Origin of the sequence: Marinobacter sp. 1-4A (genome assembly GCF_016597725.1) — a bacterium.
Lineage (GTDB): Bacteria > Pseudomonadota > Gammaproteobacteria > Pseudomonadales > Oleiphilaceae > Marinobacter.
Map to the genome: position 1 here is coordinate 200,859 of NZ_VCGY01000002.1, position 25,450 is coordinate 226,308.

21 protein-coding genes are annotated in these 25,450 nt (G+C 52.3%); 12 read left to right on the top strand and 9 right to left on the bottom strand.

Annotated elements, in window-relative coordinates; genetic code table 11:
• Positions 1 to 531 precede the first annotated feature (531 nt).
• The 3 genes from FE845_RS04640 to FE845_RS04650 all read left to right on the top strand — a co-directional run bounded on the left by FE845_RS04640 (position 532) and on the right by FE845_RS04650 (position 3,497).
• The gene (locus FE845_RS04640) at positions 532 to 1,896 is read left to right on the top strand and encodes a KamA family radical SAM protein (protein ID WP_200362034.1); all 1,365 of its coding nucleotides are present in this window, start codon (positions 532 to 534) and stop codon (positions 1,894 to 1,896) included.
• Positions 1,897 to 2,112: 216 nt separating this feature from the next.
• Positions 2,113 to 2,775 (top strand): hypothetical protein, encoded by a 663-nt coding sequence (locus FE845_RS04645; protein WP_200362035.1) that lies wholly within the window; start codon positions 2,113 to 2,115, stop codon positions 2,773 to 2,775.
• A 560-nt stretch (positions 2,776 to 3,335) separates the two neighbouring features.
• Positions 3,336 to 3,497, top strand: coding sequence for a hypothetical protein (locus FE845_RS04650; protein WP_200362036.1), 162 nt, complete (start codon positions 3,336 to 3,338; stop codon positions 3,495 to 3,497).
• Between the two features lie 79 nt (positions 3,498 to 3,576).
• Here the strand turns inward: FE845_RS04650 and trxA are convergent, their stop codons facing one another.
• Positions 3,577 to 4,440, bottom strand: a complete 864-nt coding sequence (trxA, locus tag FE845_RS04655) for a thioredoxin (protein WP_200362037.1) — start codon at positions 4,438 to 4,440, stop codon at positions 3,577 to 3,579.
• A gap of 164 nt (positions 4,441 to 4,604) precedes the next feature.
• Here trxA and lon point away from each other — a divergent pair, with 164 nt between their 5' ends.
• Complete coding sequence (gene lon / locus FE845_RS04660; RefSeq protein ID WP_200362038.1) at positions 4,605 to 7,055, top strand: endopeptidase La; 2,451 nt, start codon at positions 4,605 to 4,607, stop codon at positions 7,053 to 7,055.
• A 19-nt stretch (positions 7,056 to 7,074) separates the two neighbouring features.
• Here the strand turns inward: lon and FE845_RS04665 are convergent, their stop codons facing one another.
• Positions 7,075 to 7,569 carry a MarR family winged helix-turn-helix transcriptional regulator gene (locus FE845_RS04665; protein ID WP_200362039.1) on the bottom strand — a complete coding sequence of 165 codons (495 nt, stop codon included), beginning with the start codon at positions 7,567 to 7,569 and terminating at the stop codon, positions 7,075 to 7,077.
• Between the two features lie 335 nt (positions 7,570 to 7,904).
• Between FE845_RS04665 and FE845_RS04670 the strand changes: the two genes are divergently transcribed.
• The 8 genes from FE845_RS04670 to FE845_RS04705 all read left to right on the top strand — a co-directional run bounded on the left by FE845_RS04670 (position 7,905) and on the right by FE845_RS04705 (position 16,374).
• A complete protein-coding gene (locus FE845_RS04670; protein WP_200362040.1) occupies positions 7,905 to 9,017 on the top strand; it encodes a branched-chain amino acid ABC transporter substrate-binding protein in 1,113 nt (370 codons plus the stop codon).
• 159 nt (positions 9,018 to 9,176) lie between these two features.
• Positions 9,177 to 10,100 (top strand): high-affinity branched-chain amino acid ABC transporter permease LivH, encoded by a 924-nt coding sequence (gene livH, locus FE845_RS04675; protein WP_200362041.1) that lies wholly within the window; start codon positions 9,177 to 9,179, stop codon positions 10,098 to 10,100.
• Positions 10,100 to 11,371: a high-affinity branched-chain amino acid ABC transporter permease LivM gene (gene livM, locus FE845_RS04680; RefSeq protein WP_200362042.1), complete on the top strand. Its 1,272-nt coding sequence runs from the start codon at positions 10,100 to 10,102 to the stop codon at positions 11,369 to 11,371. The genes livH and livM overlap by 1 nt, the downstream gene beginning before the upstream one ends.
• A 6-nt stretch (positions 11,372 to 11,377) precedes the next feature.
• Positions 11,378 to 12,133 carry a high-affinity branched-chain amino acid ABC transporter ATP-binding protein LivG gene (gene livG, locus FE845_RS04685; RefSeq protein WP_200362043.1) on the top strand — a complete coding sequence of 252 codons (756 nt, stop codon included), beginning with the start codon at positions 11,378 to 11,380 and terminating at the stop codon, positions 12,131 to 12,133.
• A gap of 8 nt (positions 12,134 to 12,141) precedes the next feature.
• Entirely contained in the window at positions 12,142 to 12,843 is a 702-nt protein-coding gene (locus FE845_RS04690; protein ID WP_200362795.1) for an ABC transporter ATP-binding protein, read from the top strand.
• Between the two features lie 267 nt (positions 12,844 to 13,110).
• The gene (locus tag FE845_RS04695; RefSeq protein ID WP_200362044.1) at positions 13,111 to 13,575 is read left to right on the top strand and encodes a DUF3015 domain-containing protein; all 465 of its coding nucleotides are present in this window, start codon (positions 13,111 to 13,113) and stop codon (positions 13,573 to 13,575) included.
• An 85-nt stretch (positions 13,576 to 13,660) separates the two neighbouring features.
• Positions 13,661 to 15,526, top strand: a complete 1,866-nt coding sequence (locus FE845_RS04700) for a DUF4105 domain-containing protein (protein WP_200362045.1) — start codon at positions 13,661 to 13,663, stop codon at positions 15,524 to 15,526.
• Positions 15,496 to 16,374 (top strand): alpha/beta hydrolase, encoded by an 879-nt coding sequence (locus FE845_RS04705; protein WP_200362046.1) that lies wholly within the window; start codon positions 15,496 to 15,498, stop codon positions 16,372 to 16,374. The genes FE845_RS04700 and FE845_RS04705 overlap by 31 nt, the downstream gene beginning before the upstream one ends.
• 252 nt (positions 16,375 to 16,626) lie before the next feature.
• On the opposite strand, the gene pnp is transcribed toward FE845_RS04705, so the two are convergent.
• From pnp to rimP, 7 genes are all read right to left on the bottom strand, one after another.
• Positions 16,627 to 18,741, bottom strand: a complete 2,115-nt coding sequence (gene pnp / locus FE845_RS04710) for a polyribonucleotide nucleotidyltransferase (RefSeq protein ID WP_227714139.1) — start codon at positions 18,739 to 18,741, stop codon at positions 16,627 to 16,629.
• 307 nt (positions 18,742 to 19,048) lie between these two features.
• Positions 19,049 to 19,318: a 30S ribosomal protein S15 gene (gene rpsO / locus FE845_RS04715; RefSeq protein WP_200362048.1), complete on the bottom strand. Its 270-nt coding sequence runs from the start codon at positions 19,316 to 19,318 to the stop codon at positions 19,049 to 19,051.
• 78 nt (positions 19,319 to 19,396) lie between these two features.
• Positions 19,397 to 20,326, bottom strand: coding sequence for a tRNA pseudouridine(55) synthase TruB (gene truB, locus FE845_RS04720; RefSeq protein ID WP_200362049.1), 930 nt, complete (start codon positions 20,324 to 20,326; stop codon positions 19,397 to 19,399).
• Positions 20,323 to 20,757, bottom strand: a complete 435-nt coding sequence (gene rbfA / locus FE845_RS04725; RefSeq protein ID WP_200362050.1) for a 30S ribosome-binding factor RbfA — start codon at positions 20,755 to 20,757, stop codon at positions 20,323 to 20,325. Before rbfA ends, truB begins: the two co-directional genes overlap by 4 nt.
• Positions 20,757 to 23,312, bottom strand: a complete 2,556-nt coding sequence (infB, locus tag FE845_RS04730; RefSeq protein WP_200362051.1) for a translation initiation factor IF-2 — start codon at positions 23,310 to 23,312, stop codon at positions 20,757 to 20,759. The genes rbfA and infB overlap by 1 nt, the downstream gene beginning before the upstream one ends.
• A 17-nt stretch (positions 23,313 to 23,329) precedes the next feature.
• Positions 23,330 to 24,823 (bottom strand): transcription termination factor NusA, encoded by a 1,494-nt coding sequence (gene nusA / locus FE845_RS04735; protein ID WP_200362052.1) that lies wholly within the window; start codon positions 24,821 to 24,823, stop codon positions 23,330 to 23,332.
• Between the two features lie 54 nt (positions 24,824 to 24,877).
• Positions 24,878 to 25,339: a ribosome maturation factor RimP gene (rimP, locus tag FE845_RS04740; RefSeq protein ID WP_200362053.1), complete on the bottom strand. Its 462-nt coding sequence runs from the start codon at positions 25,337 to 25,339 to the stop codon at positions 24,878 to 24,880.
• Positions 25,340 to 25,450 lie beyond the last annotated feature (111 nt).

Sequence of the window (25,450 nt, forward strand, 5' to 3'; positions counted from 1 at the left end):
CAACGCTGTATTAACCAAACCTTATTCACCAAGCATAGAACAGCTTTTGCACTTTTACTGCCTGCCGCCATGGTGCAGCCAGCTTGCCGCCTCAGCTCCGTCAAACCTCTTATGCTCAGAACAAAAACTCGTAGGATTTTTACTACATATCGACGAGAAAAACGGATCAAAATGTGAAGCAACCTAGTAAAACACAAAAATATTTACGATTAGTTACGCAATAGTGCCTTTTTTCAGAACACCAAACAACTAGACTCCGACCAACGTCTTAGTCACAAAAAAATCGCTTTTTGTTACCGCGCTAAACGATCCCTCTTCAAAACACCACAGGACAAAAAACCAAATTGATTCAACTTTTCAATCACTTACCAAAATTACAGAATATCTCCTTCGCTTTCTGTCGCTCTTTTTTAATTAGACCTGAAACTAAACAATTATTTATGTATACTCGCCTGCCCATTTTTTGACCATCGGAGCGGCGTTAATAACACCCTCCTGCCATTTCAGTCTTTCAACTACAGAGGGCGAACCATGAACTCTATCGTCACCTTTCCCAACCGGATTCCCACCACCGAATTCGAGGAACGACGCTTCAAGGTTTATACAGACCGCCAGCTAGACAAAATCGAGATCATTCAGAACCTCCCCGAAGAGACTCTGTTTGAAATGAAGGTAGTGGCCAGCGTGCTGCCCTTTCGAGTGAACGAGTATGTGATCAACGAACTGATCAACTGGGACAAAGTGCCCAACGACCCCATCTATCAGTTGGTTTTTCCGCAAAAAGGCATGCTCAAGGACGAACACTTTGAGCGCATGGCCCAAATGCATCGGGACGGTGCCGAGAAAAAGGAGATTCAAGCCGTCGCCAAAGAAATCCGCGATGAACTGAATCCCCATCCGGCTGGCCAGATGGAAATGAACATGCCGAAGCTTGAAGGTGAAGTGCTGGATGGCGTGCAGCATAAATACCGCGAGACGGTATTGTTCTTCCCGGCACAAGGGCAAACCTGTCACTCTTATTGCACTTTTTGCTTCCGCTGGGCGCAGTTTGTCGGCGACAAAGACTTAAAAATGTCGAGCACCGAAGCAGACAAACTACATGGCTACCTGCAGGAACACACCGAAGTAACCGACTTACTGGTGACCGGTGGCGACCCCATGGTAATGAAAACCAAGAGCTTGGCTCAGTATCTCGAACCCTTATTGCAGCCAGAGTTCGACCACATTCAAACCATCCGCATAGGCACCAAGGCCCTCACCTTCTGGCCATACCGCTTTGTAACCGACAAAGATGCCGATGAACTGATTGATCTGTTCGCCAAGCTTGTGGATGCAGGCAAACACATTGCGATCATGGCCCACTACAACCACTGGCAAGAAATCACTACCGATATTGCCGAAGAAGCCATCCGACGCATCCGGTCAACCGGCGCCGAAATCCGCGCACAAGGCCCACTGATCAAACACGTGAACGACGATGCCGACGCCTGGGCCAAACTATGGAAGAAGGAAGTTCAGCTCGGCATCATCCCCTACTACATGTTTGTAGAGCGGGACACCGGCGCCAAGAACTACTTTGAAGTACCCTTGGCAGAAGCCTTTACCATTTACCGCGAAGCCATGAAAAAAGTCAGCGGCCTGGCCCGCACCGCTCGCGGCCCCAGCATGAGCGCCGGCCCCGGCAAGGTAGAAGTTCAGGGCATTACGGAAGTGAATGGCGAAAAGGTTTTCGTGCTGCGCTTTTTGCAAGGCCGAAACCCAGACTGGGTACAACGCCCGTTCTTCGCCAAATACAGCGAAACAGCCACTTGGCTGCATGAACTAGAGCCCGCCTTCGGAGAGGAGAAATTCTTCTTTGAGGATGAGTTTGAAGAAATGAAAAAGGGCAATGGCTGACCCTGATCATGTCAGCAGCCCCAAGGATTCCGCTACAACCGAATAGATGAAACCAGACCTTGCGCCACCTCCTAGACAAGTTGGGATTAAAAAGACGACATTTTTTCTGGGAAAGAACAGTTTTGGTGGCGCAGGGTTGACAGGTAAAGCTGGTTTAGCGACGATTATCGACGGAAACAAGGATGAAAAGATTTTAAATTAAACAAGGAGTGTTTGATGAGTAATATTGTTGCTGCAGAAAGATATGTTACCGCCGATTTCAGAAGTGCGCCCCTGGTCGCTTTGGCGGATCTTATGGGCTTGGGAGCATTTCAGTCTCAGATAGCCAAAAATCCTGAAGTGTACGCCCCCATCCTCAACGGCATAGCACTCTACCGCCACCTTCCTTCAACGGAACGCCGACAGGTGAACAGTGCAATCATTAACAACGTTCCGTACGGCAGCCTCACAACGAAACTTATGGGGTTGATAGGCGAACTCAGCGTGCAGAACCGCTGGTACATGTGGTCACTGTCAGATGAAGAGCTAATTGAGTTTTTCAGATTCTCTCGCAATAAAGAAAAAACAACTAATCAATTTAACCCTCTAGCTCTTCCTGACTTTACGGTTGGATCCGTTGCTACTGGAATATTTTTGATGTCGCAAAAGGGGCCAAGAGCATATGTGAGCGCCCAACTACAAGCCCTTAAAGAGAGTGAACTTATTAAAGTCGTTGCCAGAAAACTCGGTGTAGGTAGTCAACTTTCGGGAACTCTAGGAGCTCTCAGCGTTCCAGCAATTATTGTTATTTCTGGCCTCAACATTATGGCCAAAAATGAATCTGCCACGGCAAAGAAAGAGCTTGCCGCTCGAGGGCTGCTAGCTTATAGCGAGCTCTAGCATGTTGATTATTATGATTGCGACAGGGCTTTCTGGCGTCTTTGTGTACTACAGCCTTTTGCTTGGACTGGCCACCAGAGAGCTTCCGAAAACTCGATTTTACTGGGCGCGTTGCGTTGGGGCTAATGCCTTTTTGTTATCTATCAGTGCCACGATGATTGCTCAATATTTTCACGCTGAGCTAAGCTATTTGTTAACACTTTGCTTGTGGCTTATATTCACACCCGCTCTTCATGCGGGTTATCTGGTAGCGCTTCGAGTGGCCAAACGGCCAGATGTTACAGCACCGGAAACTCATAATGAGATATAGAAACCACCGCTTAAAACCATCATCGCTTGTCTTGGCCAGTGTAGCTGCGCTAACTCCCCCATGCTCATTTGGAAATGAGCACCTTGAATTTGATCGGCGAATACTTCCAGTAGCAAGAACCTTCATCGGCTTATCACTTTGCTCAAATTTTGCGGCCTCGCATGGCGCCAGCGACAAAGCCGAAACATATCAAACAATCTCTGGGAGACTTCTAGAAACCATCAAATCGTCCAACTGGAGCAACGAAGCCATGCCATCAGCAATGGTCGTAGTGTTCGATGAGCTATCAGAGCACCCAGAGCGTCAATACTCTGGCGCGTTATGCAGCACATTCAGGTCTAACGCCGAAACGTTTATTTCTCAGGGCATGCACAAACAGAGTCTGGCAACTCACCAGAAGGGCTTGGAATAGAAACCTAAAGCATCCAACAAGCCCTCTTCTTCATGAGCGCCCCGTAAGAGGGCGGAACACTCACAAGAATCCGCCCCAATCAATGCATCAGCGTATAAAGCTTGCGCCGATAGGTACGCACATCCGGGTTGTTATTACCCAGCTTCTCAAACAACTCTACAAAAGTGGTTTTCGCGACTTCGTCTTTGTATTTGCTATCGACTTGCATAAGTCGAATCAGCAACGCCATCGCTTCCGCGTTTTTTTCCTGCAAAACGTTGTGAAGCGCCAATAGGTGCAAAGCGTTAGGGTCCTTCGGGTCCTGCTCCAGAGCCATTTCTAAATCCTTCACGGGAGGGAGCTCTGCGGACTGTTTCAGGAACTTGATTCTGGCGGCCAGCTGTTTCGCCTGATGTTGCAGCTTTTCCTCCGGCGGCAGGCTCTCGAGCACCTGCTCCGCGGTTTCGATATCGCCATTTTCAGCCTTCAACTGGGCAAGATCAATCAGCACTTTCAGGTTCTCGGGGTCTTTCTGGTTCATGTCCGAAAGAATTTCCAGCGCACCGTCGATATCACCCTCATCCCAAATGCGGTGTGCTTTTTCGTATGGGTCTTCCTCCGGTAGCTGCACATGCTTCTCCAGCACTTTGCGGATTTCGCTCTCAGGCAAGGCGCCGTTAAAGCCATCTACCGCTTGGCCATCCTTCACCAAAATAACGGTTGGCAAGCTACGCACGCCTAGACTGGCAGTAAGCTGCTCCTGCTCATCCGCATTGACTTTCGCAAGGCGAAACGCACCCTGATACTCGTTCGCCAGTTTTTCCAGTAAAGGCATAAGCTGTTTGCAGGGCGCGCACCATTCTGCCCACACGTCGACAAGCACGGGCGCGGACGACGAGGCATCCATCACCTCCTGCTGGAAGTTTTCCATGGTGGCTTCGAAAATATGGGGAGAGCTGCTCATGTTGGGCACCTGAAATGTTCGTAATGGGTTGAAGCGTAGATGGGGTCCCAGCTCTGAAATTCAAGAGTGGCTCTTCAGGGCTTTAATGCTCCTCACGCTTGAAAATACAACTTTAGACTCTAGGTAGGGATGAGACACACCTCCTATCAGGAAACAGATACGGCATGAATCACGACAACGGCAAAGACTCGCTGGAAGAGTTCGAGGAAGACATCACCGAGTACATTGGCAAAAACGAACACAGCAAAGAGCTGGCTCTACCGGAGCAGGCTCGACCCAAGCAAATGTACGTGTTGCCCGTTTCAAACCGGCCATTCTTCCCGGCACAGGTGCAGCCTGTTGTGGTCAACCAGAACCCATGGCAGGAAACGCTCAAGCGCGTTGGTGAGACTGGCCACAAGATGCTCGGCATCTGTTTTGTCGATGGCCATGAGCCCGGCCAGAGCATACCCGAGAGCGATGAGCTGGCAACTGTAGGCTGTGCCGTGCGGGTGCACCATGCCCAGAATAAAGACGGCAATGTCCAGTTTATAGCCCAAGGCCTGCAACGTTTCCGCATTGTGCAATGGCTACGCCGGAGGCCACCCTATTTGGTCGAGGTGGAGTACCCGCAGGAGCCCGAAGAAGACGCGGATGAAACCAAGGCGTACACACTCGCTATCATCAGCGCCATAAAAGAGCTGTTGCGCACCAACCCTCTATATGGCGAGGAGGTAAAGCAGTACCTTTCACGTTTCGGCCCCGAAGATAGCTCCCCGCTGACGGATTTCGGCGCGTCCATGACCAGCGCCCCCGGCCAGGAGCTGCAAGGTGTTCTGGACACGGTGCCCCTGCTCCGCCGTATGGAAAAGGTGCTGCTGTTGATGCGCAAAGAACTCGAGGTTGCGCGACTGCAATCCGAGATCAGCGAAGAAGTGAATGAGAAGGTACAGAAGCATCAGCGTGACTTCTTCCTGAAAGAACAACTGAAAGTTATCCAGCGCGAGCTGGGTATGTCGAAAGACGATAAAACGGCGGATGCCGAGCGTTTTGAAGCGCGCATGGCGGAGCTCAGCCCGCCCGAGGCCGTGCAGGAACGCTTTGAAGACGAGCTACAGAAATTACAGATTCTGGAGCAGGGTTCACCTGAATACGGCGTCACTCGCAATTATTTGGATTGGCTAACACAGGTGCCCTGGGGTCAGCATTCAGAGGACCAGTTTGATCTGGCAAAAGCCCGCAACATTCTGAACCGTGACCACGATGGCCTTGATGATGTTAAAGACCGCATTATTGAGTTTCTCGCCGAAGGTACTTTTAAAGGCGAAGTCAGCGGCTCGATCTTACTGCTGGTAGGCCCGCCGGGCGTGGGTAAAACGTCTATTGGCCACTCAGTTGCGGACGCACTAGGGCGGAAGTTCTATCGCTTTAGCGTTGGCGGCATGCGCGATGAGGCAGAAATAAAAGGCCACAGGCGCACTTATATTGGCGCCATGCCGGGCAAGTTCGTGCAAGCCCTTAAAGATACCAAGGTGGCAAACCCAGTGATCATGCTGGATGAAATCGACAAGATCGGCGCCTCCTATCAGGGCGATCCAGCCTCAGCACTTCTCGAAACTCTAGACCCGGAGCAGAACAAAGAGTTTCTGGATCACTACCTTGACGTGCGCATGGATTTGTCCAAGGTGTTGTTCATTTGCACGGCCAACCAACTCGACACCATTCCCCGCCCCCTACTTGATCGGATGGACGTCATCCGCCTATCGGGTTATATCGGCGAGGAAAAGCTGGCCATTGCAAAGCACCATCTATTGCCACGCCTATTGAAACGAGCCGGGCTACTTAAAAAGCAGTTCAATATTACCGATGCCGCTATTCGCCAGATTATCGAAGGCTATGCTCGGGAAGCGGGCGTGCGAAATCTGGAAAAGATGCTTCACAAGGTCATGCGCAAAGGCATTGTAAAACTGCTGGAATCCCCAGACGAGCCAGTAAAAGTGGGCGTATCTGACTTGCAGGAATATCTGGGCCAACCAGCATTCCGCAAAGAGAAGTCTCTCAAAGGCGTGGGGGTAGTAACCGGACTTGCATGGACCTCCATGGGCGGCGCAACCCTGAGTATAGAGGCCTCACGCATCCATTCAAGCCAGCGCGGCTTCAAGTTAACCGGCCAGCTTGGCGATGTGATGAAAGAGTCGGCAGAGATTGCGCACAGCTACGTTTCCTCAAACCTGAAACGGTTCAAGGGCGACCCCGGATTTTTCGACAAGTCGTTTGTGCACCTCCATGTGCCAGAAGGCGCCACTCCAAAAGACGGCCCTAGCGCTGGCGTTACCATGGCAACGGCACTGCTCTCAATTGCTCGTCGAGAGGCGCCTCAGCAGAATACCGCGATGACCGGAGAGCTAACCCTTACAGGGCAGGTGCTACCAGTGGGAGGCATACGGGAAAAGGTCATAGCAGCCCGTCGGCAAAAAATCAGCAACCTAATTCTTCCGGAAGCAAACCGCGGGGACTATGAAGAGCTGCCAGATTATCTCAAAGAGGGCCTTACAGTTAACTTCGCCCGGCACTATAACGATGTGTTTCAGGTGTGCTTCGGCAACAAACCCAAAACTGGATCGTCTGTGCACTAAAACGGAGGAAAGAAAAGGCTCAGGCCTTTTCTTTCCAGCCGTCGTCCTTCAAAACCGGCCCTACATCCAAAACGGGTGAGGCATCAATATCGTCAGCGTCCATCATATTGGCGACACGCTGAAGCGAGGCCAGAATCATGTTCTGCTCCCATTCATGAAGGCTTTGGAACTTCTTGATAAAGTCTTCTTGTAGGGGGTTCGGCGCACGGGAAAGAATGTCTGCACCGCTCTCGGTTAAGTGCGCATGAACCTTGCGCTTGTCTTGCGTGCTGCGAACACGATAAACCAGCTGCCGGTGCTCAAGACGATCGAGAATAGTGGTCACAGTGGCCTGACTTAAACTTACTTTGTCAGCGATGGTGCCGATAGTAACTTCGCCCAACTCCCGAATTGTTCGCATAATCAAAAGCTGCGGACCGGTAAGTCCGGCATTTTTGCTAAGACGCTTGGAATGAAGATCTGTTGCCCGGATAACGCGACGAAGTGCTACCAGAACATGCTCATAATTGTTCACTGTACGACTACTCCAATGGGGTCACCGCCCCGTATTTACACCTCTAACTATTAGAGGTCTTCGCACCCGCGAATGCAAGCAGATGCGAATAGCGGTATTCCCTAGTAGCGAATCACTCAGGTTACATTTTTTCGTTCAGGCTCTTGAACAGTTGCACGCCAACAAAAGCTTCCGCACACTAACCCCCATAGATCATCCCGACATCTGCGACGATTGTGTCGACAATGTTAAATGATCAAAGAAACCTCGGGCTAGCTTGACAAGGCTGGATGTGTAGTGTTTGTTTAGCTTTCTGAGAACATAAGAATAACCCTGAACCTAACAGGACAGACTCAATGACAACTTCACTGAAAAAAATCGTAACCGCCATCAGCACCTCTGTCGCCCTTATGGGTGTCGGCCACGCCGCAGCGGATATCCAGATCGGTATTGCAGGCCCAATGACTGGCCCCGTTGCCCAATATGGTGACATGCAGTTCTCCGGTGCGCGCATGGCTATCCAGCAGATCAACGCCAATGGCGGCGTGATGGGCGAGAAGCTCGTCGCAGTCGAATACGACGACGTGTGCGATCCCAAGCAAGCGGTTACTGTGGCAAACCGACTGGTAAACGATGGCGTTCAGTATGTTATAGGCCATCTTTGCTCAAGCTCTACCCAGCCCGCGTCCGATATTTATGAGGACGAAGGCATTCTGATGGTTACGCCTGCATCGACCAGCCCTGAAATCACAGAGCGCGGTTATGAGCTGGTCTTCCGCACCATTGGCCTAGATAGCATGCAAGGGCCCGTGGCTGGTAACTACATTGCGAGCCAAAACCCTAAACGAGTTGCAGTTGTCCACGACAAACAACAGTACGGCGAAGGTATCGCCACCGCAGTGCGCGACACGCTAAAAGACAAAGGCGTTGAAATTGCTATGTTTGAAGGTGTTACTGCTGGCGACAAGGATTTTTCCTCGCTAGTCACCAAGCTCAAGCAAGCTGATGTGGATTACGTGTATTTTGGCGGCTATCACCCAGAGCTAGGGCTAATTCTTCGCCAAGCACGTCAAGCAGACCTTGATGCGAAGTTCATGGGCCCAGAAGGTGTTGGCAACAAAGATATCAACACCATTGCTGGTGAAGCATCAGAAGGCCTTTTGGTAACCTTGCCACCAAGCTTTGACCAAAAAGCCGAAAATAAGAGCCTGGTTAAAGCCTTCGAAGACAAAGGCGAAGACCCTTCCGGCCCGTTCGTACTGACCTCCTACGCTGCAGTCCAGCTGATTGCCCAAGGTATTGAGGCCGCGGATTCCAAAGACCCGTTCGACGTTGCTGCAGCCCTTCGCAGCGGCAGCTTTGAAACGCCTATCGGCAATGTGCAATATGACAAGGCTGGCGACATGAAGTCATTTGAGTTTGTTGTGTACGAATGGCATTCAGATGGCAGCAAAACTCCGATAAACTAAGCCAATCGTTAATAAACGGTAATCATGAGAGCACCTTCTCACCGCGATCCGGGAGAAGGTGTTTTTCTAGGCCCCTGCTGAGTCTGTCACTCGTTCTTCACAGTTATCCTGTGTTTGGCGTTTGCAGAGGAGGGGGCAGGCCTCCGGAGTCAAACAATAATGCAAGACCTCCTATACTTCTCTCAACAGCTCATTAATGGGCTTACGATCGGGAGCGCTTATGCCCTGATCGCCATCGGTTATACGATGGTATACGGCATCATCGGCATGATTAACTTTGCCCATGGTGAGATCTATATGATTGGCGCATACACTGCGCTTATCGCTATTACCGGCCTTACCGCCCTTGGGCTTGCCTGGTTACCCTTGATTCTGATTGTTGCGCTGTTGTGCGCCATGATCGTATCCAGCTCTATGGGCTGGGCCGTGGAACGTGTTGCCTATCGCCCCGTGCGTGGCAGGCACCGCCTGATTCCGCTAATTTCCGCAATCGGCATGTCTATCTTCTTACAGAACTATGTTCATTTGGCACAGGGCTCCCGCAACATTGGTTTTCCTGCGTTAATTGAAGGTGGTTTCAACTTTAGTGCTGATGGCGCGTTCGAAATGTCGCTGTCATACATGCAGATCACGATTTTCGTGACCACATTGGTTTGTATGACTGCGCTTTCGCTATTCATCTCGCGATCCCGCACGGGCCGCGCCTGCCGGGCAGTGTCGCAAGATCTCGGCATGGCAAGCCTGTTGGGCATTGATACCAATCGCATTATCTCTGCAACCTTTATCATCGGGGCCTCATTGGCGGCGGTTGCAGGCCTGCTTCTTGGTATGTATTACGGCTCAATCGATCCGTTGTTCGGCTTTATCGCAGGGCTCAAAGCCTTCACGGCAGCCGTGCTCGGTGGCATCGGCAGCATCCCTGGCGCCATGCTCGGCGGCTTGATTCTAGGCGTCTCCGAAAGCATGACGTCGGGTTATCTCAGCGGTGAGTATAAAGACGTCGTGTCCTTCGGCTTACTGATCCTCATTCTGCTGTTCAAACCCACGGGCCTGCTTGGCAAACCGGAGGTTGAGAAGATCTGATGGCTGCTAACAACTACAGACATGCGCTTTTTTGCGCCATTGTCACGCTGATTATTTCGTTCCCTATCCTTGGCTTCAATTTGGAAGCCAAGGGCGTCAATATCGAGCTCACCGGAGCCAAAACCTCAACGATCGTTGCCGTTATTCTGGCGGCTGTGGCGGTCTTTGTATTTCAGGCTTACCGTGACTCGTTCATGGGCCTACTGGGCAAACTGCCAAAGCTCAATCCTTTGGCCGGTAGAGAGCCCATGGAGCAGTCCAAGCGAGTTAAGCTCGAATCCTGGGTACTCACCGGTATTGTGGTTCTGGCCCTGTTCTGGCCCTTTGTTGTGTCGCGGGGCTCAGTGGATCTGGCTACTTTGGTTCTGATTTACATCATGCTCGCGCTCGGCCTCAACGTCGTTGTCGGCCTCGCCGGCTTGCTCGATCTGGGCTATGTCGCCTTCTATGCAGTGGGTGCTTACACCTTCGCCCTGTTGTCACAATACACCGGCATTTCGTTCTGGATGGCATTACCGATAGGTGCGTTACTGGCAGGGCTAACCGGCATGATTCTGGGCTTCCCGGTTTTGCGCCTCAGGGGGGATTATCTAGCGATTGTTACGCTGGGCTTCGGCGAGATTATCCGCATCCTGCTCAACAACTGGACAACCCTCACCGGTGGCCCTAACGGCATCGGTGGCATTCCGGAGCCGACGTTGTTTGGCATGGAGTTTGGCCGGCGCATTAAGGAAGAAGGCAACACCTCCTTCCACGAAACCTTTGGCATTGCCTACAGCGGTGAACATAAAGTTATCTTTTTGTACCTGATTGCTTTGGTGCTCGCCGTTATCACTGCATTGATTATCCGGCGCTTTATGCGCATGCCCGTAGGCCGTGCCTGGGAAGCCCTGCGCGAAGATGAAATCGCAGCTCGCTCTCTCGGCCTCAGCCGCACGGCCGTCAAGCTCTCTGCATTCACCATCGGTGCGTTCTTTGCTGGCTTTGCTGGCACTGTGTTTGCCTCCAAGCAAGGCTTTATTAGCCCCGAATCCTTTGTGTTCCTAGAATCCGCCATCATTCTGGCGATTGTCGTTCTAGGGGGCATGGGGTCGCAGCTTGGCGTCATATTGGCAGCTATTGCGGTCACCATCTTGCCAGAGTTGGCGCGGGAGTTTTCCGAATACCGCATGCTGATCTTCGGCGCTGCCATGGTTCTGATGATGGTTTGGCGACCACAGGGTCTGCTACCCATGCGTCGTATCCACATCACACTGAATAAGCAGGGGTGACAGACAATGCTTGAAGTAAAAAATCTGTCCATGCGCTTTGGTGGTCTGTTGGCGGTAGACGGCGTTTCTCTGGACGTTCAAGAACGGGAAATCGTTTCCATTATCGGCCCCAACGGCGCAGGGAAAACCACTGTATTCAACTGCATGAGTGGTTTTTACAAGCCTTCTGGCGGCAAAATCATTTTTGAAGGCAAGGAAGTTCAGGGTATACCAGACTACAAGATTTCCCGGCTGGGTATGGTGAGAACCTTCCAGCACGTTCGCCTGTTCACTCAGATGACCGTTGTGGAAAACCTGCTTGTTGCCCAGCACCGCCACCTCAATACCAATATGCTTGCGGGGCTTTTAGGAACCCCCAACTACAAAGAGCGCGAGCAAAGTGCCTTGGATCGCGCCGCTTACTGGCTTGAGCGCGTCGGTCTTCTTGATCTTGCTAACCGGGATGCAGGCAACTTGGCCTACGGCCAGCAACGGCGGCTAGAAATAGCACGCTGCATGGTCACCGAGCCTAAGCTGCTAATGCTCGACGAGCCCGCAGCAGGCCTCAACCCAGCGGAAACCAAAGAGCTCAATCAGCTGATAGTTAGCTTGAAAGAGGACTACAACGTTTCCGTGGTGCTCATTGAGCACGACATGAGTCTAGTAATGGACATTTCCGACCGGATAAACGTGATCAATCAGGGCCGCCCTCTGGCCAGTGGCACTCCGGAAGAAATTCGCCATAACGACGATGTGATCAAAGCCTATCTGGGCGAGGCCTAACCATGAGCATGCTTGTACTAGAAGACGTCCACACCCATTACGGCAAGATTGAGGCCCTGCATGGAGTCTCTGTTGAGGTAAACAAAGGCGAAATAGTCTCGCTGATCGGGGCTAACGGCGCTGGCAAAACTACCCTGCTAATGACTGTATGCGGAATGCCTCAGGCCAGCTCGGGCCGTATCTTTCTGGAGGGTCGGGACATCACCAATGAGCCCACAGCGCAGATCATGCGCTCAGGGTTGGCGATAGTGCCTGAAGGTCGGCGCATATTCTCTGGCCTAACGGTAGAAGAAAACCTGCACATGGGGGGGTTCTTCAACAACAAAACCGAGATCCGCAAAAGCCAAGCCCACGTTTACGAGCTGTTCCCTCGCCTGAAAGAGCGTGAGCACCAACGTGCGGGCACCATGTCTGGTGGCGAACAACAGATGCTGGCGATAGGCCGGGCACTGATGAGCCGCCCCAACATGATCATCTTAGATGAGCCATCGCTTGGGCTGGCACCACTGATCATCCAGCAAATCTTCGAGATTATCGGACACCTGCGGGACGAGGGCATTACCGTGTTTCTGGTGGAGCAGAACGCTCATCAGGCACTACACCTTGCAGATCGCGGCTACGTGTTGGAAACCGGCAAAATACGTTTGCACGACACCGGGAAAAACTTGCTCGCCAATCCTGATGTACAAAATGCGTATTTGGGAGGCTAACCCCGCGTTCGTTTAACCTGAAAACCGGAGCATGCTCCGGTTTTTTGTACCACAGCCTTACATGAATACCATCGAAAAAAGAAATAGTCTGGCGAAATCAAATAGTCACAGAAGTATAGACTTGCCGTAATCAAATCTGCACTATACTCAAGGCAACGGTCTTTATGCTTGTCTCCACAGGAGCCCGTCAGGGCCGTTCCCCACAATCAGCATCAGGGCTGGTTATGTGGATTTTGCGACGACTGTAAATATACAAAGGAGTGGATAATGAAAAAACTGATCGCAGGTGCAATTCTTCTGGGTGCTTCTTCCATGGCTTTTGCTCAGCCGGGCTGCGGTGTTGGCTCGATGATTTGGAAAGGACAATCAGGTATTGCCCCCCACGTATTGGCAGCAACCACTAACGGTACGCTAGGCAACCAAACATTCGGTATGACCACCGGCACACTTGGCTGCCAGACTAATGAGTCTGTTCAGTCGATGGCCATGTACATGGACAGCAACATCGATAAAGTAGCTCGCGATATGTCTCGCGGCACTGGCGAAAACCTGGAAACCCTAGCGGTTCTTCTGGGCGTTGAAGCGGCAGACCGCGGCGATTTCCGCCAGCTTCTGCAGGACAACTTCGCTGCAATCTTCCCAAGCTCCGACACCTCCTCTGGTGAAGCAGTTGACGCAATTGTCGCTCTGCTGGAAAAGAATGAGTCGCTGAGCAAATACGTAGCGGCCTAATAGCTGTACAGCAGGGATGCACCGAGCGCCAAGGATGGCGCGCTTTCCCCGTTTAATCATTCCCGACCGGAACTCGCATTTACCCATGGGCAACACGCTTCGCATTGGGCCAATGATGCTTTGGCTCATCATCAGTTTACCTCTGCAGGCACAAACTCAAGCCATGGACGAGCCACTTCATCTGGACCCGGCCTGGCTCACGCTTATTCACTATCAGCCTGACAAGTTCGGGAACGGCCACACCAGCCAAGCCGACGATTCCGAGTTTTTTCTTAGCGAGAATGGCAAAACTTCCCCAAAGGCAGAACTTGAAGCGACGCTGGACGCCATACAAAAACCCGGCGGAGGCGCAGACCACGCCCGTTGCCGCTTTCCCGCACGGGACGTTTGGATTCGTAAACACCTTGACTTACCAGCCGCAGCTATCGAGTGCCCGGATTATCAAGAATGGAAGAACACTCTAAACACAGAAAGCGTTACTCTAGTGTTTGCTGCTTCCTATCTGAACAGCCCCTCATCCATGTTCGGGCATACCTTCCTTAGGCTGGACCCGCCACAGGAAGACGAGAAAACCAACTTGCTGCTAGCAAATACGATTTCCTATGCTGCCGATGCCGCCGCCCACGACAGCGAGATAATGTTCGCGTACCGCGGCATTTTTGGCGGCTATCCCGGCATCACAACGGTGCAGCCTTATTACGAAAAAATTCGCCTCTATTCCGACATCGAGCATCGAGACCTCTGGGAATACAAACTGAACCTGAACCAGCAAGAGGTCGACTTCATGCTGGCTCACGCCTGGGAAATCCGAGACCGCAATTTTGATTACTATTTTTTTGACGAAAACTGCGCCTACCGCCTGCTCGCACTCATCGACATTGCTCGCCCTGGCACTGACCTTCTGGGCGAAGTCAGCACCCATGCCATACCGTCGGATACCGTACGCTGGGTAATCGACAAAGATCTTGTTGCTGACGTGCACTATCGCCCTTCGGCAGCAACGAATGTAGCCCATAGCCTATCTGCACTACCAAAGCCCAATCAAACTCTGGCTGCCGCCATCGCAAATGGCTACGTGGCGCCAAACAGCAACGAGGTGCTTGCCTTACCGCCACAGGAACGGGCCCACTTGCTTGATGCCACATACGATTACGTACGCTACAAGAGCGAGGCAGACAATTGGCCAAGAGAATTCGCTGCACCACTCTCCCACAGCCTGTTGCGTGAGCGCAGCAAAATTGACGGTGTTGCCCCGTTAGAACAACCGGCGGAACCGGAGGTTAGAGATGATCAGGGCCATGATACATTCCGTATAAGCTCAAGCGCCGGGCAACTTGCTCACCGCGAGTTTACCCAACTCACCTTCCGGCCGGCTTATCACGACGTCCTCGACCCACCCGCTGGGTATCGAAGCGGGGCCCAATTGCAATTTCTTCGTATGGATGCGCGCTATTACACCGACAACGACGAACTACAAATCGAACAACTCATCGGCGTAGAGATTCGCTCCCTAAGCCCCAGAAACGCATTTTTCTCGCCGTTATCATGGCAGGTTGGCTTTGGCGGTCGACGCACTGACACCGGCTACAAAAGGGTTCTTACGCCCTATCTGGAAGGCGGAACCGGCGGAAGCTGGAGTTTAGGCAAGCAAACACAAGCCTTCGCCATTGCCACTGCAGACTTGGAAATCGACGATGACCTACGTCGCGGCTACGACGCAGCTCCCGGAGCAGACATCGGTTTACTCCACCAAAACGATGACTTCAGCCTAACCGCCGGGGCTAAAACCAAAGCCTGGATCGTCAGCAGCCAACATCGTCAGGATCAGGTGTACGCCAAAGGCAACTGGCACATCGGTCGAGAATTCAGCTTATTCGCCGAATTTACCCGCGAAGAACACTACGACAGGTACCAGAGCACATGGCAAGCCGGATTGCACGCGTACTTCTAAAATCAGACCGAATGAAAACACCCTTTCTGGCCCTGCTACTCTCAGCCGCAGCCCTCCTGCAAAGCGGCTGCAGCAGCCTGTTCTTCTTTCCGGACAGGAACACCTACATAACCCCCGACCGCCTCAACCTAACCTACGAAAACATCTTCCTAGAAACAGCCGATGAAGAAACCCTGCACGGCTGGTGGCTGCCCGCCCGAGGCAACCCCAAAGGCACGGTTTACTTTCTGCATGGAAATGCCCAGAACATCAGCAGCCACCTCCTCAACATCGCCTGGCTCCCCGCAGAGGGCTACAACGTCTTCACCATCGACTACCGGGGCTACGGCAAATCCACCGGCGCACCCGACATAGAAGGCGCCCTCCACGACTCCGAAATCGGGCTACGCTGGCTCGCAACCAGACCCGACACCCATAACATACCAACCTTTCTTCTCGGCCAAAGCCTAGGCGGCGCCCTTGGCCTCACCCTCGCCAGCGAATGGGTACAACGCAACGAAACCCCGGAACTCAACGGCCTCATCCTCGACGGCACCTTCTCCGGCTTCCGTGGCATAGCCAGAGAAAAACTCTCCAACTTCTGGCTAACTTGGCCGTTTCAGATACCTCTCAGCTGGACCATCCCGAACGAATACGAAGGCGTAGACCAGATAGCCAACATCAGCCCCGTACCAGTTATGGTCATCCACAGCGTTCGCGACGGCATCATCCCCTTCCACCACGGCCAAGACCTCTACGAAGCCGCCGATGAGCCAAAGCGATTCCTGCAGACGGACACAGGCCACGCAGCGACGTTCATCATTCCGGCCTACAAGAATGCGGTACTGGAATTTTTGGAAGAGAGTTGAAAGGCTCGTTAACCCGTCTCGGCAAGACTTCTGGCCTTTTTTCCTGCATGCCACTCAGATGTACGAGCGTTTGTCGGGCGGGCCTTTTCAAAACTGTGCGAAGCCATGGATGGCGTAGCCAAGCGTACAGGGAAGTATTCACAGCGTGTTTTGAAAAGTCCCGCCCGACAAAAGCCACCTTAAAACCAGAGGCTAAAAACCAAAAAACCCGCCAATCCAGAAGAAAGGCGGGTTTTTACTAGCTGCTAACTATCAATCAGAAAAGTCAGTCGGCTGCTCGCCTTCCTTAACTTCCTTCATAGACAGCTTCACACGGCCACGATTGTCCACATCCAAAACCTTAACCAGAACTTCTTGACCTTCGCTCAACTCGTCAGTCACGTTCTCGATCCGGCGATCAGAGATCTGGGAAATATGCACCAGACCATCCTTGCCAGGCAGAATGTTAACAAAAGCACCAAAGTCTACAATGCGCTCAACGCGCCCCTTGTAGATAGCATTAACCTCGATCTCCGCAGTGATCTCCTTAACCCGGTTAACCGCCGCTTGGGCCGCTTCCTGATTATCTGCATAGATCTTCACGTTACCGTCATCATCCAGATCAATAGAAGCGCCAGTCTCTTCACAGATAGAACGGATCATAGAACCGCCCTTACCGATCACGTCACGGATCTTCTCAGGGTTGATCTTGATCGCCGTAATGCTCGGAGCCCGCGGAGACAGCTCGGTGCGCGACTCGGAGATAACCTTGTTCATCTCAACCAAGATGTGCTGACGAGCACCGTGAGCCTGCTCAAGCGCAAGCTCCATGATTTCATCAGTAATACCTTGGATCTTAATATCCATCTGCAGAGCAGTAATACCGTCTTTAGTACCGGCAACCTTGAAGTCCATATCACCCAGATGATCCTCGTCACCCAGAATGTCAGTCAAGATGGCAAACTTGTCGCCTTCCTTAACCAGACCCATGGCAATACCAGCAACTGGAGCCTTCAAGGGAACACCCGCATCCATCAGCGCCAGACTAGAACCACAAACAGACGCCATAGAGCTGGAGCCATTGGATTCCGTAATCTCGGATACCGCACGAATAGCATACGGGAACTCTTCCATAGTCGGCATAACAGCCATCACACCGCGCTTAGCCAAACGCCCGTGACCCACTTCACGACGACCAGGCGTACCAACACGGCCAGCTTCACCTACGGAATACGGAGGGAAGTTGTAATGGAACAGGAACGGATCCTTACGCTCGCCTTCTAGCGCATCGATCGTCTGCACGTCGCGGGAGGTACCCAGAGTAGTGGTAACAATCGCCTGAGTTTCACCACGGGTGAACAGTGCAGAACCGTGCACACTTGGCAGGATACCCACTTCGATCTCGATCGGACGAACCGTCTTGTTATCACGGCCATCAATACGCGGCTTGCCTTCGATTACCTGTTGGCGAACAACGGTCTTTTCGACTTTTCCAAAGTACTTTTTAACATCGTCTGCAGAAGGCTGACCTTCCTCTTCGCCTGCAAGCTTCTCAACGGCAGCCGTTTTGATTTCACCAAGGCGCTCGTAACGAGCCATCTTGTCGTGAATGCCATAGGCCTCACCAATGGCGCCAGCAAACTCAGCCTTGATCGCATCCAGCAGCTCGGTGTTTTCAGCAGCTGGCTGCCAGTCCCAACGGGGCTTGCCATGCTCGGCAGCAAACTCTTTGATAGCTGTTACAGCAGCCTGCATTTCCTGATGCGCGTACAGAACGCCACCAAGCATCTGATCTTCGCTCAGGCCTTTAGCTTCGGATTCAACCATCAGAACCGCGTCTTCAGTGCCGGCGACCACCATATCTAGCAAGGAGGTTTCCAGATCTTCAAAGCTCGGGTTAAGGAAGTAGCCTCTTTCGTTGGTGTAACCAACACGGCTCGCGCCGATTGGGCCAGCGAAAGGAATTCCGGAAATTGACAAAGCGGCTGAAGCAGCCAGCATAGCGGCGATATCCGGATCCTGCTGCTTGCTTGAAGACATAACCGTACAGATAACCTGCGTCTCGTTCATGTAGCCATTCGGGAAGAGTGGACGAATCGGACGGTCAATCAAACGGGATGTCAGGGTTTCTTTCTCGGAAGGGCGACCTTCACGCTTAAAGAAACCGCCGGGGATTTTGCCCACGGCATAGGTTTTTTCGAAATAGTTAACGGTCAGCGGGAAAAACGGCTGACCCGGCTTGGCTTCTTTGGCACCAACAACGGTGCCTAGAACCGAAATATCACCAATAGTGACAAGAACGGAACCCGTAGCCTGACGGGCAATACGGCCCGTTTCCAGAGTGACGGTTTCGCCGCCCAGCTCAAATGATTTTTTACGCGGTTGCAGATCCACAACGAACTCCTGCGTTATCTGTTCAGAATGATTGTAACGTGATTCTGAAGACACTCTGCCTGAAAGCTAACAGGCTGTTGTAAAACCCCGGCCAAATAACAGATACGCTGCTAGTGCGTAACGCCCGGGCTTTCAACAACCTGCTATCAATTTCAGCTTTCCAATACGACAGAAAAGCCCAGATTCACTAATATATTCATGGTAGTTATGAAAAGCACAACCGGCAGGCCCCGTAAGGAACCCACCGGCTGTTGGCTACAGCCGAAATCACCGGTGTAGCCCTCAGGTCGTAAGACCAGATTTAGCGACGCAGACCCAGACGCTTGATCAGCTCTAGATAACGATCGCCATTCTTCTTACGAAGGTAGTCCAGCAGCTTACGACGCTGGTTTACCATCCGAATAAGACCACGGCGGGAATGGTGATCCTGCTTGTTGGCCTTGAAGTGATCCTGCAGCTTGTTGATGTTGGCGCTCAGCAGTGCAACTTGCACTTCCGGGGAGCCGGTATCACCTTCAGCTTGCTGGTAGTCCTTAACGATCTGTGCTTTTTCATTGGCAGACAATGCCATAACTCACCTCAATGTTTGCGATGCTGTCAAATCCGGCCGAACCGCGCATCTCTACAGCCCGGCTAGACAGCGGGTTACCTAACGCTTACCGCTGTCACTCACCAATCGACGGGGAACCAATTTGGTTTCCTCGCCTTCTGGCAATGCTTCTGCCAAACCTACAAAGCCTTCGTTGCCATAAACTCGAACGAAGCCATCATAAGCTCGGCCCGGTATTCTAACCGGTTGTCCGTTCAATATCGACACCAGAGACTGGCCCGACAAGCGGTGTTCCGGGAACATGGAAAGCGCCGCATCGGGTGCCACCAAAAGGCCATCGAGACTTTCACCGCGCTCACGCATTGCCTCGAGATCAGGCACTGCATGCACATCCGCCAAGGTAAACCCGGCAGCCAGTGTGCGCCGAAGCTCGACCACATGAGCACCACACCCAAGCATCTCGCCAATATCCTCAACGAGTGAGCGAATGTACGTACCTTTGGTGCATTTTACGGCGATATCCAACTCATTTTCACGTACATCCAGAAGCTGAAGCTCGTAGATAGTTACCGGACGCGCCGGTCGCTCCACTTCTATGCCTTCACGAGCATATTCATAAAGCGGGCGTCCATTGTGCTTGAGCGCGGAATACATGGAGGGAACTTGTTGGATATTGCCACGGAACTGTTCGAGAACTGGCTCAAGCACGTCTGCTGTAAGACCATCAGGTACTGGCTTTGTAGCAACCACAGCGCCCTCACTGTCACCGGTTTCGGTGCGTTCACCGAGTCGCGCAGTGGCGATGTAGGCCTTATCGCTATCCAGCATCATTTGCGAGAATTTTGTAGCTTCGCCGAAACAAAGCGGAAGCACTCCGGTTGCTAAGGGGTCGAGAGCACCGGTATGGCCAGCCTTGGCTGCGCCATAGAGGCGCTTGACCTCCTGCAAAATGCCGTTGGAGGTAATACCCAACGGCTTATCAATGACCAGAATGCCATTAACATCACGGCCTTTACGTCTGCGGCTCAAGCGTTTGACTCCGGATCATTTCCATCATCATTCGGGCTATCATCGTTCCGTTCGACGGCGGGTTTATCACCAACCGCTTCGCGGATCAGACTGTCCATTCTGCGGCTGTAGCCTTGAAGCGCATCAAAGTGGAATCGTAGCTGCGGTATAACCCGCAGCTTCATCGCTCTTCCTACCTGGCCTCGAAGGAACCCGGCCGCTCGATTCAATACCGAAATCGAATCTTTTACCTCGGGAGAATCAGCAGTGAGCTCCTCGGTGGTCAACAGAGAGACATAGATATCGGCGTAGCCAAGGTCACGACTGACCTTGACTGCGTTCACCGTTACCATGCCCAGCCGCGGATCCTTGACTTCGCGTTGAATCAGCTGCGCAAGCTCACGCTGCATCTGATCGCCAATGCGATCAATACGACTGAACTCTCTAGGCATTAGGCCCCCGTAGATTCGAGTTTACGCTCGACTCTGATCCGGTCAAAGACTTCGATCTGGTCACCGACCTTCACGTCGTAGCCTTTAACACCGATACCACATTCCATACCGTTGCGAACTTCGGCTACGTCATCCTTGAAGCGACGCAGTGACTCCAGCTCGCCTTCAAAGATAACCACGTTGTCCCGCAATACACGAATCGGCTTGTTCCGGTATACGTTACCTTCGGTCACCATACAGCCAGCTACCTGACCAAACTTCGGTGAACGGAACACATCGCGAACATCGGCGATACCAACGATATCTTCGCGGAACTCCGGTGCCAGCATGCCTGTCAACGCACCTTTCACATCATCAAGTAGATTATAGATGATGCTGTAGTAGCGTAAGTCGAGACCTTCTTGCTCAACAAGGCGCTTGGATGCGGTATCCGCACGCACGTTGAAGCCGAAAATAACGGCATTGGTTGCCATTGCAAGGCTCACATCTGTCTCGGCAATACCGCCAACGCCGGAAGACACGATTTTCACCTGAACTTCGTCGTTACCCAAGTCTTGCAGCGACTTGGTAATTGCTTCCAGAGAGCCGCGAACGTCGGTTTTCAGAACAACGTTGAGGGTCTTAACCTCATCTTTGCCCATATTCTCAAACAGGTTCTCAAGCTTGGCTGCTTGCGCACGCTGCAAACGCTGTTCACGCTCGCGAATGTGGCGGAATTCTGCTAGCTCTTTGGCCTTGCGCTCATCGGCTACCGCAAAGAACTCGTCGCCAGCGTTTGGCGTTCCATTCAAGCCAAGAATCTCGACCGGAATAGACGGGCCAGCTTCTTTAACCTGCTTGCCAGCCTCATCGGTCATTGCACGAACTTTACCGAAGAAGGAGCCGGCAACAACCATATCGCCCTGACGCAGAGTACCGTTCTGAACCAGTACAGTGGCAACAGAGCCACGACCACGCTCAAGACTGGACTCAACCACTACACCATTAGCTGGCGCATCAGGCGAGGCCTGAAGCTCAAGAATCTCGGCTTGCAGCAGAACCGCCTCAAGCAATGTATCAACGCCCTCACCAGAGTGTGCAGAGATGGGCACAAACTGAACGTCACCACCCCAGTCTTCCGGGATAACTTCGATCGCGGCCAGTTCGTTCTTCACGCGATCCGGATCTGCCTGCTCTTTATCCATCTTGGTGATTGCAACCACGATAGGAACACCAGCAGAGCGGGCATGTTGCACGGCTTCTTTGGTCTGCGGCATTACACCGTCGTCGGATGCAACAACCAGAATAACGATATCAGTACATTGAGCACCGCGAGCACGCATTGCGGTGAACGCAGCGTGACCTGGTGTATCCAAGAAAGAAATCATGCCCTGATCGGTTTCTACATGGTAGGCACCAATATGCTGGGTAATACCACCAGATTCACCGGAAGCAACTTTGGTACGGCGAATGTAGTCCAATAGCGATGTCTTACCGTGGTCAACGTGACCCATCACACTCACAACCGGAGCACGCTTGGCTTTCACCTTGCCTTCCACTTTGAATTCGCTGAGCACGTCATGCTCAAACGCATCATCACTAATAGGCTTAGCTTTATGGCCCAATTCCTCAACAACCAGTGTTGATGTCTCCTGATCCAGAGGCTGATTAATGGTTGCCATCACGCCCATGCCCATCAACACCTTGATGACATCACCGGACTTAACGGCCATACGTTGAGCGAGATCGCCAACGGTAATTACTTCAGGAACTTCTACTTCTCTGACCATTGGTTTGGTCGGCCTCTCGAAGCCATGACGCTTCTCTTTGGGTTTCTTTTTGGCCCGCAACGGCTTGCGCAATGTGGAGTCATCATCGTCATCCGAGATTACCACTGGAGCGTCTGCAGGGCGATTGCGTGGTCCGCGATGGCCAGCCTGTTTCTTTTTCGGCTTGCCTTCTTCAGTTTCGTCGCCACGCTCACGAACTTTGTCTTTCTTCTTCTTGGGCTTACGGTCTTTGCCTTCACCCTCTGGCGGCGGCATAGGCATATCTTCCGGCGCAATTACAGGCTCCGATTCTGCCGACTTTTTAGGCTCAGCCTTGGCAGCAGGTGCCTGCTCTTCAACAACTGGCGCCTCTTCTTTAGACTCTTCAACAGGAGCCTCTGCTTCTACCTGCGGAGCAGTAACATTCTCAACCTGCTCAACCTGCGGTTGCTCCACTTTCTGCTCTTCCGGCAACTCTTCAGCTGCTGGCGTTGCCGCTTCCGGCTCCGGCTGTAATTCCGCACGTTTTACATAGGTGCGGCGCTTGCGCACTTCCACGTTCACGGTCTTGGCTTTACCCGCCTTGAGCGTAGTTGTGGTTTTGCGCTTAAGTGTAATCTTGTTCGGCTCAGCGCCTGCTTCACCGTGGGTCTTTCTCAGATAAGCCAGCAACTGCTGCTTCTCATCACTGGAAACAGCGTCGTTTTCAGAGCGGGCTTTCAGGCCAGCCTCCACAATCTGCTTCAGCAAACGATCCACGGGAGCGCCTACATCATCGGCCAGTTGTTTTACCGTTACTTCAGCCATACTGGTCTCCTCCCGAATTAAGCCTGGTCTTCAAACCAGGGGGCGCGTGCAATCATAATCAACTTTCCTGCACGCTCTTCATCCATACCTTCGATATCGAGCAAATCGTCAACCGACTGCTCCGCCAGATCTTCCATGGTGCGTACACCCATGCCGGCGAGCTTAAACGCCAGACCACGATCCATTTCGTCCATACCCAGAAGATCCTCTGAAGGCTCTGCGCCATCGAGGGCTTCTTCGCTAGCCAGAGCCTGGTTTAGCAGGGCATCCTTAGCGCGACGGCGTAGCTCAGTGACTGTGTCTTCGTCGAAACCGTCAATAGCCAGCATCTCTTCCATAGGTACGTAAGCAACCTCTTCAATGGAGGTAAAGCCTTCGTCAATCATCACACCAGCAAACTCTTCGTCCACGTCAAGGTGGGCGGTAAAGTGCTCAACCAGCGTATTGTACTCTTGTTCCTGACGCTCACCGGCTTCCTCTTCCGTCATCACGTTTAGAGTCCAGCCGGTCAAATCTGTAGCCAAACGAACGTTCTGTCCATTTCGGCCAATGGCCTGAGCCAAATTGTCTTCGGCCACAGCCACTTCCATAGTGTGGCGGTCTTCGTCCATCACGATCGAGGCAACTTCTGCAGGCGCCATGGCGTTTATAACTAGCTGCGCAGGGTTATCATCCCAAAGCACAATATCGACGCGTTCGCCGCCCAACTCATTGGAAACAGCTTGAACACGGGACCCTCGCATGCCTACGCAGGCACCAACCGGATCAATGCGGCGGTCGTTGGTTTTAACCGCGATTTTAGCGCGGGAACCAGGGTCCCGGGCAGCGCCACGGATTTCGATCAACTCCTCGGCAATTTCCGGAACTTCAATGCGGAACAGCTCTACCAGCATCTGCGGCGCAGAGCGGCTCAGGATGAGTTGTGGGCCACGATGATCTGTACGAATCTCCAACAGTAAAGAACGAACCCTGTCGCCCATACGGAAAGTTTCCCGCGGAATCAGATGTTCTCTAGGCAGCAAAGCTTCGGCGTTGGCGCCAAGGTCAACGATAACGTTATCGCGGGTGACCTTCTTAACGGTACCTGAAACCAGTTCGCCAACCCGATCGCGATAGCTGTCAACGATTTTACTGCGTTCAGCTTCACGAACCTTTTGGAAGATAATCTGCTTTGCAGCCTGAGCTCCGATACGGCCGAAGGCAACAGATTCTGCTTTCTCTTCATAGGTATCGCCAGGTTTCAGCGCAGGGTCAATTTCCTCGGCTTCCTGTAGGGTAAGCTCAGTACCCAGTGCAGGCACCGCATCGTTGTCAACCACCAGCCAACGGCGGAAAGTCTCATATTCACCGGTGCGGCGGTCAATCGACACACGCACATCCGACTCTTCATCTTCGTAACGTTTTTTCGCAGCGGTGGCGAGGGCCAGCTCGATTGCCTCGAAAATCACATCCTTCTCGACGCCTTTTTCGTTCGAGACGGCTTCAACCACCAGCAAGATCTCTTTACTCATTGGATTGCCCTGCCCTGAAAATAAACTGTGCATCTACTGAGTTGTTCAAATAGCTCACTCGAATACCGGAATGATTTGGGCTTTTTCAATGCTGTCGAAAGGCAGTAGATACTCGTGATCATCAACAACCACGACTACATCATCACCTTCCACACCCTTTATTAACCCCTGAAACTTGCGACGGCCTTCAAACGCCATACGCAAGCGAATTTGCACCTGGTGCCCCACAAACGCCTGATATTGCTCAGGCCGGAATAGCGGCCTATCCATTCCTGGGGACGAAACTTCAAGCGTATATTCTGTTTGGATGGGATCTTCCACATCCATTACACCACTGATTTGGCGGCTGACTTTTTCGCAATCGTCAATGCCTATACCCTTCTCGGCATCGTCTATAAAGACCCGCAGCATGGATTGGTAGCCCTTCGAGCGATACTCAATACCCCAGAACTCGTAACCCAAACCTTCCACCACAGGGCGAAGTATGTCTTCCAGTTGTTTAAGCTTGCCTGACAAGTTAGGCGGTCTCCGTTATGTAATTTACCGGCCCCAAAAACAAAAAAAGGGCTGTTAGCCAGCCCTTTTTACGCACCAGGGCCCGTTGCGCCAGGCCCCTTAATCAAAAAG